Genomic DNA, 12,888 nt, shown 5'->3' with positions numbered 1-12,888 from the left:
CTCCGCAGGTAAGAACGGCTGGCGCGGGCGGGACGAGTACGCCTAATAGGCACATGGGTGGGCCGCTGGGGCCGGGTGCGGGGCCGGCCGACCGGCAGGCGGACGCGGATCTTCTTCAGCACGGGGATGAACCGCGGGCTGTCCGCGGCCTGCCCGGCGGTCATACCGCCTGGCCGATAACTACGCACGGCGGGCAGCTACCCCGCCGTATTGCGGCGGGCCCCGGTAGTACCGGTGCGTTGGCGTGGGCCGGTCACCGAAGAGAGGGACATGGTCTTTTCTCGAGCGGATGCCGAAAAATTGCCTTAACCGGTCGGCTGGAGCGATGGTATGTAAAAATGCTGCGTAATTTGGTGCATTCGCAACTGTCCTCGGCTCGGCGTGAATCCCGACCATATGTAGTCGAGTCCCCCCAAAGGTAGGGGTGAATTCCAGGCCTTCGGGGGAGGCGTGAGGTGTGTTGCCGCTGCACAGTAGGAGCGAGGGAAGGATGGAGATATGAGCATGCACTCATGGCGCCTCACCTCGCGTCGTTCCGTACTGATCATTACGCTCATCGTCGCTGTAGCCGTCGTGGCCGTTTACTTGATCTTCTACACGTCGCGAAAAGCTTCGGCAGCCGAATATCGCCGTGAGCCGGTCGGGACAACGTCAGTACCGGCATTCACTCGTCCTGTTGGCATTGATCAGAGAAACGTTACGTCTCCCTCCAATGGAGGTAGGGCCTTTCAAGGCAATACGCCTGGACTATATGCTGGATCCACTGACCGGCCACCTTGTGATCGGCAAGCCTTGATCAGCAACCTGCAGGCTGACCAGGCGAAAGCGGCGGCTTGGAGTCAGGTCCAGGGAATTCGGTCGACCGAAATACCAGCCTACGTCAATCAACTGTCCAGCGTTATCTTGCGGTCCGACACCTATGTGACGTCGTATGGCTATCGCGGTGAGGTGACGTACGACGGTGTTGTCCTCCAGGCGGGTACCGCAGTATTCGTCGACAAGCGCGGCGCTCCAGTCGTGAAGTGCAACTGCGGAAATCCGGTGAGAGTGACAGCTCCACCACAAGATACCCAACCGAAGTTCAGCGGACCCACTTGGCCCAGTTTTTCGCAAAACACGGTCACTGTTGTCAACTCATCCCCGACCGTGGTTAATAAGGTCGTCGTGGTCGAGATCAACAAAAACGTTCTATTCGAGCGCGGCGTTGGCGATATCAATGGCGACGAGAATGCCCAAGACGAGGTCCTGCCGTCGGACGATTATCCTGATCATGTCGCGATGGGGGGCGAGCAAGGTGTCGAAGACCTGCCACCCCCGCCGGATGTAACGCCGAGCCCAGCCGATACAGAGACCATGTCCCCTCCCGGGTCGACTCCGCAGCCTGAGTCGACATCCCCGTCCGAGACCGAGCCCACATCCGAGTCGACGACTCCCCCCGGAACTGAGCCCACATCCGAGTCGACGGCTCCGTCTGGAACCGATTCCTCGCCTGAGCCAACCAGCCCGCCCTCGACGGAGCAGCCCCCGTCCGAGCAACCGCCGTCCGAGCAGTTCCCAACGGACCAACCTACGTCTGAGGAGCCCCCCTCTGAGCAGCCCCCGTCGCAGCAACCGCCGGAACAGCCACAACAGCCCCCGTCGCAGCAACCGCCGCCGGAACAGCCCCAGCCACAACAGCCCCAGCCACAACAGCCCCAGCCACAACAGCCCCAGCCACAACAGCCCCAGCAGCAGCCCCCTGCGTCGTAACGGCATTTAAGGGCCTGTGTGATGTCGTGATCAATCTTGCCGATCCGGATCCGTCTGGCGGGCGGATCCGGTAGGAAGGCGATCGTGACGCGCAGACTCGGACGAGCGGTGGAAGTTGATCGAGCCGTTCCTGCCGATTGGCGAGTACGGCCCCTATCCCGGGCGGCTGCGGGATCAGTTCGAGGGGGTGGTCTGGCGGTTCAGGACAGGCGCGCAGTGGCGTGAGATGCCGGGCGAGTTCGGGCCCTGGCCGACCGTCTACGGACGCTTCCGGGTCTGGTGGAACGCCGGTGTCTTCACCGCCCTGCTGGAGGGCTTGATCGCCGAAGCCGCCCGCCAGGGCAAGACGGACTTGTCTTTGGTCAGCGTGGACTCCACGACCGCCCGCGCTCACCACGACGCCGCCGGGATGCTCGTCGGCAAGGACATCTTGGAGGCGCTTGAGGAAGCCGCCGCTGAGCAGGAACAGGCTCGGCAAAAGGGGGCAGCGGGGCGGAACAGAACGGGCAGGACGGCGGAAACGAGCCTGAGCGGGAAGAACGCCGGCGTGTTCATCGCCGACGCAGGCTCCGCCTGAAGGAAGCCCTGCTCGGCAGGCCCCGCGGCGGGCTGACCAGCAAGATTCACCTCGCCGCCGATCGGAAGCGTCGGCCTTTGTCGTTCGTCCTGACCGCCGGGCAGGCCGCGGACAGCCCGCGGTTCATCCCCGTGCTGAAGAAGATCCGCGTCCGCCTGTCGGCCGGCCCCGCACCCGGCCCAGCGGCCCACCCATGTGCCTATTAGGCGTACTCGTCCCGCCCGCGCCAGCCGTTCTTACCTGCGGAGACGCCATATCAAGGCGGTCATCCCGGAGAAGAAGGCCCAGGCCGCCAACCGCAAGAAGAAAGGCAGCCGAGGCGGCAGACCCGTCAGCCACGACGCCGACCTCTTACAAGGAGAGAAACGCCGTCGAGCGTCTGATCAACCGGCTGAAGGACTGGCGCGGTATCGCCACACGCTTCGACAAGACGCCCGAGAGCTACCTCGCCGGCCTCGAAGTTCGTGCCTCGATGATCTGGCTCGAAGATCTCTTGCGAGCATCCGATTGATGGCGACATCACACAGGCCCTAGTGGAGGCGGACGTGATCGTGATGGCTGGCGCCTGGGCTTTTGAACGTTATGGTGGGTGGCCGTCTCGTGATCAGGGTCAGATCGTGCCGAACGAAACGGGATGGATTTTCCCTGTGGGTGACCATTCCTCCGTATCGACCCTTAACACGGAAAGGCAAGCGGATCATAGTTCGCGAGGACTTCGCGACGGTGAGTCCCGCATATTTCGTGATTTTCCAAAGCCTTAAGGCGATCAGATGTGAGTTCGGCAACGAGGTGGCGGCCCTACTTGATCTACCGCTTCCCGGTGTGGACGATTCACATGATGAGAAGACGCCAATTTCCGTAGCGACAGCAATTGACGAAGTTCTGAGTGAATAATGGGATTGATCCTTTACCCGGACAGCAGTGACGCAGGCGATGTTGAGTCCTGTTGGTCTTACTCCGGTTTCGACGTATTCTGAATCGCGCTTGGCGCTGCCAAGGGTATCGACCTCCAGATCATGCAGGGCTTTGGGGGCGACCGATCGTGGAGCGGGATCGCAAGCCCGCTCAGGCCGTTGCTCGATCATCCGGATGATAGTGGTCGGCTCTCGGCAGTGGAATGTGTACAAGTATTGCTGAGGCTCAAGGAGATTGTGGCCTGTTGGGTCGTTGAGGGGCTTAGAGACTTCGATCAGGATTTTCTCGAGGAGGCCAATGCTCTCGTATCGGTCCTCGAGGTCTGCGTGCGGCAGAGTGTCCCCATGTTGTTTGCTTGAGCCCGCGTGGCCCTGTGGGGTGCCGTGACATCTACTGACCAGTGAGGTGGTCGAATTGGCCTTCCTTGGCGGCGCGTATGAAGACGCCGAGGGCGGCGGGGGTGGCGGTGAGGATGATGCCGGGGTCGTCGCTCTCGCGGATTTTGATGACGTCGGGGGTGGGTGCGGCGACGCCAACGCAGTTGGCTGCCTCGCCGCTGTACGAGGACTTCTGCCAGTCAACGGGCATTCTGGCTACGTAGAGGCAAGCGGATCCCTCCTGGCTGTGGGTGGACTTCTGCCAGTCCTTGACGGGCATGGTGTGTTCCCTCTCAAAGAGTCTGGGTGGCATGGTGAATTAGATCGCGGGATGCTGCTGGCTTGAGCGCGTAACTTTCAAGACGGTCCAGCACGCTCCGATACTTTACGAGGTGAGCTTCGGCATCGAGTAGTACGGTGGTGTGATCCGTGTCGAGTTGGACGGTGTCGAGTTGCGGCACCGAGCCGCCGAAGTAGTCAATGGGATGACCGGAGCCGTGGAGAGGTCCCGTGCCGAACGGGATCACCACGATGGTGATGTTCTCGCGTTCGCTCATGTCGACGAGATGCTGAAGTTGGGCGCGGGTCACGGCTCGCCCGCCCAGTCCCATGCGCAAGGCGGCTTCGTGGATGATTGCGGTCAGTGGCGTCGGCTCGCCCTCGAACGCGATCCCCTGCCGCTTGATACGGAATGAGAGGCGGTGCTCCACGGCGTGTGGGGGCAGCGGAGGAACCGTGGCGTCGAAGAGCGCGCGGGCGTGGTCCCTGGTCTGGAGTAGTCCGGGGATGTGGACCATGGTGGCGACGCGCACGAAGGTGGCGTGATGCTCCAGCTCGGCCATGTCGAGTAGCCCCGCTGGTAGCACCTCCCGGTCCTGCTCCCACCACCCCCGGGTCTGTCTCCCGGTCATCTGGGTGAGCGCTTCGATCAGTTCCTGATCCGCGCAGTTGTACAGGCTGGCCAGCGCCCTGACGCGGTCTGCGCTCACCGCGTAGCGTCCGGCCTCGATGCTGCTGACGCGTGACTGGCTGGCGCCGAAGTGCGTACCGGCCTCGGTGGCGGACATGTCCGTGCGTTCGCGGAGCCTGCGCAACTCGGCGCCAAGGCGTCGTTGCCGGACGGTCGGTGGGCGGCTGGTCGGGGCCATGAGCGATCTCTCCCTGATCGGTCGAGGCGTGCTGGGGTCACCCTAACGGGCGTACTTGGGCTCCATCTGTGAGAAGCATGGGATGCAGTCCATATTTCACGCTACGGTGTGACCTAAGCCACTTCGGCTGGCGGTGTCGCGCCACCGTATGCGCACGGCTTCGCCCTGGTCCAATTCCCCTCCTGATCGGGAGACTTCCATGGCCAACGAGACCCCGCAGAACACCCAACTCGCCCCGTACGACGTCGACAAAGAGCTGTGCGAACTCGCCCTGGACAACGCTCCCCGCGTCTTCGCCGTCACCGTCCAGTACGACGTGGCCCCAGGCGAGCCGGACGGCGAGATCGCCGCCTGGGGGCTGGCCTACGACGACGGGAGCGCTCACGTCGTCACCGTGGATGGCCGGCACCGGCTCAGTCTCAAGTCCGCCGAGCGGGCGGCCTGGTGGTTCGGGCGCCGGGACAACACCACGGCCCGGCTGCTCTGGTTCGCCGCACCCTCCGGCCCCACCTTCCAGCCAGCCCAGGCCGCCTGAAACGCGCACGGGCCGCGCCACCCCCGCAGGGACGACGCGGCCCGTGCCGAACACAAACCATCTACGCCAGCAGCTCAACCTCCGCCAGCGTCGCCTTGCCGCCGTCCAGCACCAGGCGGTAATGGCCATACGACCCCGGCGAACTCACCGAGAAGACCCGCGTCTGCTTGTCCCACGCGAAGGACTCGCCCGACCGCCGATCCACCTCCGTCCACTTCTCGCCGTCGCGGGACCCCTCCAGCACCCACCCCGACGGGGCCTTCGCCCGGTCCCCGGACGACGTCAGCGTGTACTGCACCACCCGCGAGGCCTCAGCCACCGGAAGGTCGAGCGACTCGAACGACGCCTCCGTCCCCGACGTGTCGTCCAGCAGCGGCGCCGGACCCCCGCTCGGCGGCACCGTCACATCGCGGCGCGGCGTCGGGACCTTGCCGTCCGTTGTGATCGACGTAGGCGCTGCGCCCTTCCCGGTACCCCACTTGGTGGGCTTGGCGCCCATGTCGAATTCCAGCGTCCCGCCCCGCGCGAGCACCGAGTGGGGGAGAGCGGTCGAGCCCCACGACTTGCCGTTGACCCTCAACCCCTGGACGTACACATTCCGGGCGCTGTTCTTCGGGGCCTTGATGACCAGGTCGCGGCCGTTCTCCAGGTGCACCGTGGCCTTGGTGAACAAGGGCGACCCCACCGCGTACTCCGAGCCGCCCATCACCAGCGGGTAGAACCCGAGCGAGCTGAAGACGTACCACGCCGACTGCTCGCCGTTGTCCTCGTCGCCGTGGTAGCCCTGGCCGATCTCGCTGCCGGTGTAGAGGCGGGAGAGGACCTCGCGGACCTTCTCCTGGGTCTTCCAGGGTTGGCCGGCCGCGTCGTACATGTACGTCGCGTGGTGGGCGACCTGGTTGCTGTGGCCGTACATGCCCATGCGGACGTCCCGGGCCTCGGTCATCTCGTGGATGACGCCGTTGTAGGAGCCGGCGAGGTCGGGGGAGGCGGTCTCAGGGGTGGAGAAGTAGGTGTCGAGCTTCTTCGCGAGGCCGGATCGCCCGCCGTAGAGGTTGGCGAGGCCCCGGCTGTCCTGGGGGGCGGTGAAGGCGTAGCCCCAGCCGTTGGTCTCGGTGTAGTCGTAGCCCCACACCCGGGGGTCGTACTTGTCGGACTCGACGCGCCACTGCCCGTCCTTGTCCTTGCCCTGGAAGAAGCCCGCCTTGTCGTCGAAGAGCTCGACGTAGTTCTGGGCACGGCGCAGGAAGTACTCGGACTCCTCCTTGTAGCGGGCCTTCTTGGTCTTCGCGTAGAGCGCCTTGCCCATCTTCGCGAGGCCGAAGTCGTTGAGGTAGCCCTCCAGCGCCCAGGACAGGCCCTCGTGGGTGCCCGTGGTGGTGTAGCCGAGGAAGACCGACCGGTCCATGCCCTTGCGGCCGACCCCCGGCGAGGGCGGGACGGTGGTGGCGTTCTTCAGGGCGGCCTCGTACGCGGCCTCGGCGTCGAAGCGGACGCCCTTGAGGTAGGCGTCGGCGAAGGCGACGTCCGAGCTGGTGCCGGTCATCAGGTCGGAGTAGCCGGGGGAGGACCAGCGGGAGATCCAGCCGCCGTCCTTGTACTGCTGGACGAAGCCGTCGACCATCTTCCCGGCCCGGCCCGGGGTCAGCAGGGAGTACGCGGGCCAGGTGGTGCGGTAGGTGTCCCAGAAGCCGTTGTTGACGTAGACCTGCCCGTCGACGACCTTGGCGCCGGTGTGGGTCGGGGTGTTCTCGCCTACCGGCTTGGAGAACGCGCTGGCGTATTGGTACCTGGGCTTCTCAACGGTCCCGGTGTTCTCGAAACCGGAATTGGGATACAGGTACAGCCGGTAGAGGCTGGAGTAGAGGGTGGTGAGCTGGTCGCGGTTCGCGCCCTCGATCTCTATACGCCCCAGGATGTCGTCCCAGGCGGTCTGCGCACGCTCCTTGACCTGCGCGAACGAAGTCGACGCGGGGATTTCGCGGTCCAGGTTCGTCTTCGCCTGGTCCAGGCTTATCAGGGAGGTGGCGATCCGGAGCGTGACCGTACGGTCCGCGTCGGGCTTGAAGCGGAAGTATCCGGTGACGTCCTTGCCCCCTCCGCCGGACAGTTTGCCGCCCGCGCTGACGGGTGCGTCGAAGACGCCGTAGACGAAGAGCCGGCCCGCTCCCGTGCTCCCGCCGCTCTTGACGTCCGAGTAGCCGCTGACGACGCCGTGCTCGGCGTCCAGCGTCAGCCCGCCGTCCCCGGTGACGTTGTCGAAGATGACGCTCGCGTCGTCGCTGGGGTAGGTGAAGCGCATGATCGCGGCGTGGTCGGTGGGGGCTATCTCCGTCTTGAGGCCGTTCTCGAAGGTCACGCCGTAGTAGTGCGGCCGGGCGGTCTCGTTGGTGTGGTGGAAGGGGAGGGCGCGGGCGGTGCGCCCGGCGTCGGGCACATCGGACGCGGCGGAGGGCATCACCTGGAAGGTCTGCCGGTCGCCCATCCAGGGGCTCGGCTCGTGGCTCGCGCTGAAGGCCTGGACGGTGGGGAGGTTGTCGGCGTTGTTGGCGCGGGCGTACTCGTAGAGCCAGCTGGTCGAGCCCGCGTTGGTCACCGGGGTCCAGAAGTTGAAGCCGTTCGGGACGGCGGTGGCCGGGAAGTTGTTGCCGCGGGAGAAGCTGCCGCTGGAGTTGGTGCCGCGGGTGGTGACGGCGTAGTCGGAGAGGTGCTTCAGGCGCTTCTCGGGGGCCTTGGGGGCGATGGATATGTCGTCGACCCAGCCGCGGAACTTCGCCGGGCCCTTGGGGGAGTCGTACGCGACCAGGACGCGGTCGATGGTCTTGCCCGCCGCGACCGCGCCGAGCCGCGACTCCTTGTGGTTCCACTGGTTGACGTACAGCGTCTTGGAGGCGGCCTGGCCCTGAGGGCTCAGCCGGGCGCCGTGCTGGTCGACGGCGCCGGGCAGGTCGCTCAGGTAGGTGCCGTCGGTGAAGGCGAGGTCGACGGAGACATGGGTGGCCGGATAGTTGAGGTCGGTCTCCGGCATCGAGGGGAAGATCCGGTACGAGAGCAGGGTGTCGCGGGTGACGGCCGTGTTCACGTCGAAGATCTTGTTGTACGAGTACGCCCGGCCGTCCGGCTTGTGGGTGCCCGCGTACAGCAGCGCGCGGGTGCCGGTGAAGCCGGCTTTCGCCTTGGCGGTGGGGGAGCCGACGGGGCCGCCGCAGTCGATGTGGGTGCGCATGTCGGCGAGGGCGGGCGGGGTGGTGTCGGCGGTCGCGAGCTGCAGCTCGGCGAGTTGCACCATGTCGTCGCCGGCGTTGCGGGTGATCTCCAGCCGGTAGTGCCGGTACGCCGTCTCGTTGTCGAAGCTGAACTCGCGGGTCTGGTGGCGCGATGCGAAGGACTGGTTCTCGCGGGTGTCGAGGGTCTTCCAGTCGGAGCCGTCGGCGGAGCCCTTGAGGGTCCAGTCGGCGGGGTCGCGGCCGGGGGCGTCGTTGGCGGAGGTGAGGGCGTAGCGGACGGCCTTGACCGGGTCGCAGAGGTCGAATTCCAGCCAGGCGGTCTTTTCGAAGACCAGCCACTTGGTGCTGGTATCGCCGTCGACGAGGTTCTCCTTCACCTCGCCGCCCCCGGTGTTCTCCCCGTTGGCCCGGACCGTGCTGACCTTGTCGGTGACATTGCCGGGTATGCCGGTGCTGTAGTCGCCGTCGACTCCGGAGGCCTTCTTCTCGCCGTCGGGGCCGGTCTCGACGGTGTCGCGCCAGTCGGGTTGCGGGTCGCCGGACTCGAAGGACGACTCGAAGGACGACTTGGGGGACGACTTTGAGGACGAGGCGGCGGGCTCGCCGCGCGCCGCGGCGACCGCCGCGCCCTGGGCCGTCAGCGTCAGCAGAACGGCCGCCACCAGGGCGGCCGGTCGTCGGGGTGCGTGCCATGGTCTGGGGCTGGGGCGTCTCAGTCGCATGCTCCGCGTCTCCACGAGCTAGACAACGTTGTCTGTTCCGTAGCGCAGAGTTAAGTAGGGAGGCTGCGCCCCAGCGGTGTCAAGGATGCCTGGGGGAATCCGAACCCGGGTGAGTAAGTGGGCCGGGAGGGCGGGACCGGCCGCGGTGGGGGTGGGGCCGCTCCCGCCTCCAGGTCCTCATCGGCGGCTCAGGGCGCGGTCGTCCGCGGCTCGGGATGCGGTGATCGGCGGCTCAGGAGGCGGTCTTGGACTTGGTGCCGAGGGAGAGCCGGCACTTCTTGGCCTTCTTGGACGAGTCCGCCTTCAGCCCGACCACCTTGATGGTCTTGCTGGATTTTCCGGCCACCGAGGCGTCCGACTCGATGCCCGTGGTCACCACATCCTCGTTGGAGTCGACAAAGCCGACCAGCAGCGAGTAGTAGGACGTGGTCGAATCGGGGTTGGTTATCTTCACATTGGCGTACGGGATGCCGTCCGAGCCCCATCCGCAGGTGCCCATCTTGGCGTCCGAGGTGACCAGCCCGCCGCCGCCGGTCGGCGTGTCCGTGGGGTCGTCCGTCGGGTAGTCCGTCGGGTCCTCGGTGGGGCTGGGGGACTCGGTCGGTTCCACCGGGAGCTGGGCCATGCCCTTTCCGAGCGCCGCGCCGCCCTTGGTGTCGCCGCTGGAGGATCCGCCCCCTTCGGAGCCGCACGCAGATATCGACGCGAGTGTCGCGACCACGACAAGCGCGGTGGCGAAGGGGAATTGCTTCCGGACCACAGGGGCCGCCTTTCTGTTCGTTCACGCGCACGGCGGCACGCCGTACGGGCTGTGTCCCCTACGGTATGTCGGACAGGTCTCAACTCGGGAAAGACTGTGGCCCAATGACCATTCGATCTTGCCCACCTGAGGCCCAGTGGACTATACCTGTCGCCCCGGGGGGAGGCCGCTGTGCGGCCCCACGTCGTGCCCGCCTCAGCGGGCCTCCGTGCTCCCCGGAGCACACTCAGTAATACTCCGTTTTACGCTTCAACTGACCCGCGGTGTCGGGCCCCTCGCCGGAGGCGAGTATGTACGGGAAACCGCTACACCGCCTGAGTCCTGACGAAGGCGAGGACTTGAGCATGGGATCCACCCCAGATTTCGGCCGTCGTGACCTGATCAAGCGGTCTGCGGCGCTCGGACTGGTTGCCGTGCCGTCCATCAGCACCCTGACCGCCTGCGCGAGCGGCGGCGACGACGACGGGAACAAGGTCGACAAGGGCAAGAAGAGCGACAAGAACCCCCTCGCCGTCAATGAGAGCGCCGCGCTCGACGTTGTCATTTTCGATGGTGGCTTCGGCCAGAAGTACGCGAAGGACGCCGAGGCCGAGTACGCGAAGGCGTACCCGAAGACCGAAGGCAAGATCAAGCACTCCGCCACCCAGAAGATCCAGACGGTGCTGCAGCCGCGGTTCAACGGTGGCACCCCGCCGGACCTGATCGACAACTCCGGCGCCGAGCAGATGGACTTCGGCACCCTGGTCGCCAAGAACCAGCTGACCGACCTGACGCCGCTGCTGGACGCACCCTCCGTGGACGACCCGAGCAAGAAGGTGCGCGACACGCTGCGCCCCGGTGTCGTGGAGATGGGTCAGTTCGACGGCAAGCCGGTGTGGATCCTGTACTACGCCTACACCGTCTACGGCGTCTGGTACTCCAAGAGCAACCTGGAGAAGCTGGACGCGGAGTACCCGGAGACTTGGGATGACATGCTCAAGCTCTGCGAGAAGGCGAAGAAGAAGAACATCGCCGGCTGGACCTACCCGGGCAAGTTCCCGTACTACATGCCGTTCAGCCTCTACCCGTTCATCGCGAAGATCGGCGGCCCGGAGACCCTGATCGCGATCGACAACCTGGAGCCCAACGCCTGGAAGCACCCGGCCGTCAAGGCCGCCTTCGAGGCGTACTACGAGCTCTACAAGAAGGGCTACATCCTCAAGGGCAGCCCGGGCCTGACCCACATCGAGTCGCAGACCGCGTGGAACCAGGGCAAGGCGCTGTTCATCCCGAACGGCTCCTGGGTGGAGAACGAGGCGAAGAAGACCACGCCGGACAACTTCCAGATGTCCGTCGGCGCGCCCTCCAGCCTGGACAGCAGCGACAAGATGCCGTTCGGCACGATCTGGGCCTCGGGCGGTGAACCCTTCATCGTGCCGAAGTCGGCGAAGAACCCCGAGGGCGGCATGGAGCTGCTGCGCATCATGCTCGGCGAGAAGTCCACCAAGAACTTCGTCAAGCAGGTCTCCTCGCTCACCTCGCTGAACGGCGGCACCCAGGGCCTGAGCCTGCCCCCGGGCCTGCAGTCCGCCCAGGAGGCGCTGGAGAAGGCCGGGACGAACGTCGTCAACCCGCGCCTCCAGGATTGGTACGTGGCGCTCCAGAAGCAGCAGATCGGCGTCGGCGCGCTGGGCGAGATGATGGCGGGCCGGATGACCCCGGCCGAGGCGATCAAGAAGATCCAGAAGTTCGCCGACGAGACGGCCAAGGACGACGCCGTGAAGAAGTACAAGCACGCCTGATGAGGTCCGAGCGTTACCAGCGGCTTTTTTCCGCAGGGAAAGACCGAGGTCGGTAGAGATGCAGCACGGTAAGCACCAGTCGGCTACGGCGGTGGTCGCGAAGGTCCCGGGTGGCAAGCACCCGGGCGTCGGGCGACCGCACGTCAAGCTGTCCAAGCGGCAGAAGATAGAGCGCGCGTACCACCAGTACGGGTTCCCCCTGGGATTCCTGGCTCTGCCGGTGGTCATTTACGCGATCTTTGTGATCTCGCCGTTCGCCCAGTCCATTTATTACTCCTTCACGGACTGGACCGGACTGAGCTCCGACTTCAAGATGGTCGGGTTCAAGAACTACGACTGGCTTCTGCACGACGACCTCTTCTGGACAGCGGTGGGGCACAATGTGCTCCTGCTGCTTGTCGTGCCGCTGGTGACGCTCGGCCTGGGCCTGTTCTTCGCCTTCATGCTCAATGTCGGCGGCCGCAGCAAGAAGAACGCGGCCGTCTCCGGGGTGCGCGGGTCGAGCATCTACAAGGTGGTGTACTTCTTCCCGCAGGTGCTCTCGATCGCGATCGTCGCCCTGCTGTTCCAGTTCACGTACAACCCGCGGAACGGCGCGCTCAACGCCTTTCTGGGGGGCATCGGGCTGGATTCGCTGCAGCAGGAGTGGCTGGCCGATCCGAAGCTCGCGCTGTGGTGCCTCATGGTGGTCATGGTGTGGTGCAACGTCGGCTTCTACGTCGTCCTGTTCTCCGCCGGGATGAGCGCCATTCCCAAGGACTTCTACGAGGCGGCGCTGCTGGACGGCGCCAACCGCATCACGACCTTCTTCAGGATCACCCTGCCGCTGCTGTGGGACACGGTCCAGACCGGCTGGATCTACATGGGCATCCTCGCCCTCGACGCGTTCGCCGTCGTGCAGATCATGACCGTGGGGCCGGGGGGACCCGCGGACTCCACCCAGGTGCTGGGCTACATGGTCTACACGAAGACGTTCCGCGACGGGCAGGCCGGGCGTGCGACGGCGATCGGTGTCGCGATGCTGATCGTGACCCTGATCTTCGCGGTCATCGTGGGCAGGCTCGGCCGGCGCGAGCGGCTGGAGTACTGATGGCCAG

Annotated in this window: 8 protein-coding genes and 1 pseudogene; 5 read left to right on the top strand and 4 right to left on the bottom strand. The window is 65.6% G+C overall.

Features of this window, described 5'->3' with window-relative positions; all coding sequences use genetic code 11:
• Positions 1–498: 498 nt before the first annotated feature.
• Positions 499–1,749 (top strand): DUF6777 domain-containing protein, encoded by a 1,251-nt coding sequence (locus ACWY4P_RS13980; protein WP_456210868.1) that lies wholly within the window; start codon positions 499–501, stop codon positions 1,747–1,749.
• A 115-nt stretch (positions 1,750–1,864) separates the two neighbouring features.
• Positions 1,865–2,837, top strand: a pseudogene (locus ACWY4P_RS13975) (IS5 family transposase).
• Between the two features lie 794 nt (positions 2,838–3,631).
• Here the strand turns inward: ACWY4P_RS13975 and ACWY4P_RS13970 are convergent.
• Positions 3,632–3,898 carry a DUF397 domain-containing protein gene (locus tag ACWY4P_RS13970; RefSeq protein WP_456210867.1) on the bottom strand — a complete coding sequence of 89 codons (267 nt, stop codon included), beginning with the start codon at positions 3,896–3,898 and terminating at the stop codon, positions 3,632–3,634.
• Between the two features lie 13 nt (positions 3,899–3,911).
• Entirely contained in the window at positions 3,912–4,766 is an 855-nt protein-coding gene (locus ACWY4P_RS13965) for a helix-turn-helix domain-containing protein (RefSeq protein WP_456210866.1), read from the bottom strand.
• Positions 4,767–4,965: 199 nt separating this feature from the next.
• Here ACWY4P_RS13965 and ACWY4P_RS13960 point away from each other — a divergent pair, with 199 nt between their 5' ends.
• The gene (locus ACWY4P_RS13960) at positions 4,966–5,301 is read left to right on the top strand and encodes a hypothetical protein (protein WP_456210865.1); all 336 of its coding nucleotides are present in this window, start codon (positions 4,966–4,968) and stop codon (positions 5,299–5,301) included.
• A 61-nt stretch (positions 5,302–5,362) separates the two neighbouring features.
• On the opposite strand, the gene ACWY4P_RS13955 is transcribed toward ACWY4P_RS13960, so the two are convergent.
• Both ACWY4P_RS13955 and ACWY4P_RS13950 read right to left on the bottom strand, forming a co-directional pair.
• The gene (locus ACWY4P_RS13955) at positions 5,363–9,250 is read right to left on the bottom strand and encodes a GH92 family glycosyl hydrolase (RefSeq protein WP_456210864.1); all 3,888 of its coding nucleotides are present in this window, start codon (positions 9,248–9,250) and stop codon (positions 5,363–5,365) included.
• 232 nt (positions 9,251–9,482) lie between these two features.
• A complete protein-coding gene (locus ACWY4P_RS13950; protein ID WP_456210863.1) occupies positions 9,483–10,010 on the bottom strand; it encodes a hypothetical protein in 528 nt (175 codons plus the stop codon).
• A 344-nt stretch (positions 10,011–10,354) separates the two neighbouring features.
• Between ACWY4P_RS13950 and ngcE the strand changes: the two genes are divergently transcribed.
• Both ngcE and ACWY4P_RS13940 read left to right on the top strand, forming a co-directional pair.
• The gene (ngcE, locus tag ACWY4P_RS13945) at positions 10,355–11,791 is read left to right on the top strand and encodes an N-acetylglucosamine/diacetylchitobiose ABC transporter substrate-binding protein (RefSeq protein WP_456210862.1); all 1,437 of its coding nucleotides are present in this window, start codon (positions 10,355–10,357) and stop codon (positions 11,789–11,791) included.
• 58 nt (positions 11,792–11,849) lie between these two features.
• Positions 11,850–12,881 carry a carbohydrate ABC transporter permease gene (locus tag ACWY4P_RS13940; RefSeq protein ID WP_456210861.1) on the top strand — a complete coding sequence of 344 codons (1,032 nt, stop codon included), beginning with the start codon at positions 11,850–11,852 and terminating at the stop codon, positions 12,879–12,881.
• The last annotated feature ends 7 nt before the right edge of the window (positions 12,882–12,888 follow it).

Source organism: Streptomyces sp. LZ34 (assembly GCF_053890475.1).
The sequence above is the reverse complement of the archived record's forward strand: the minus strand, read 5'-3'. Positions and strand labels throughout refer to the sequence as shown.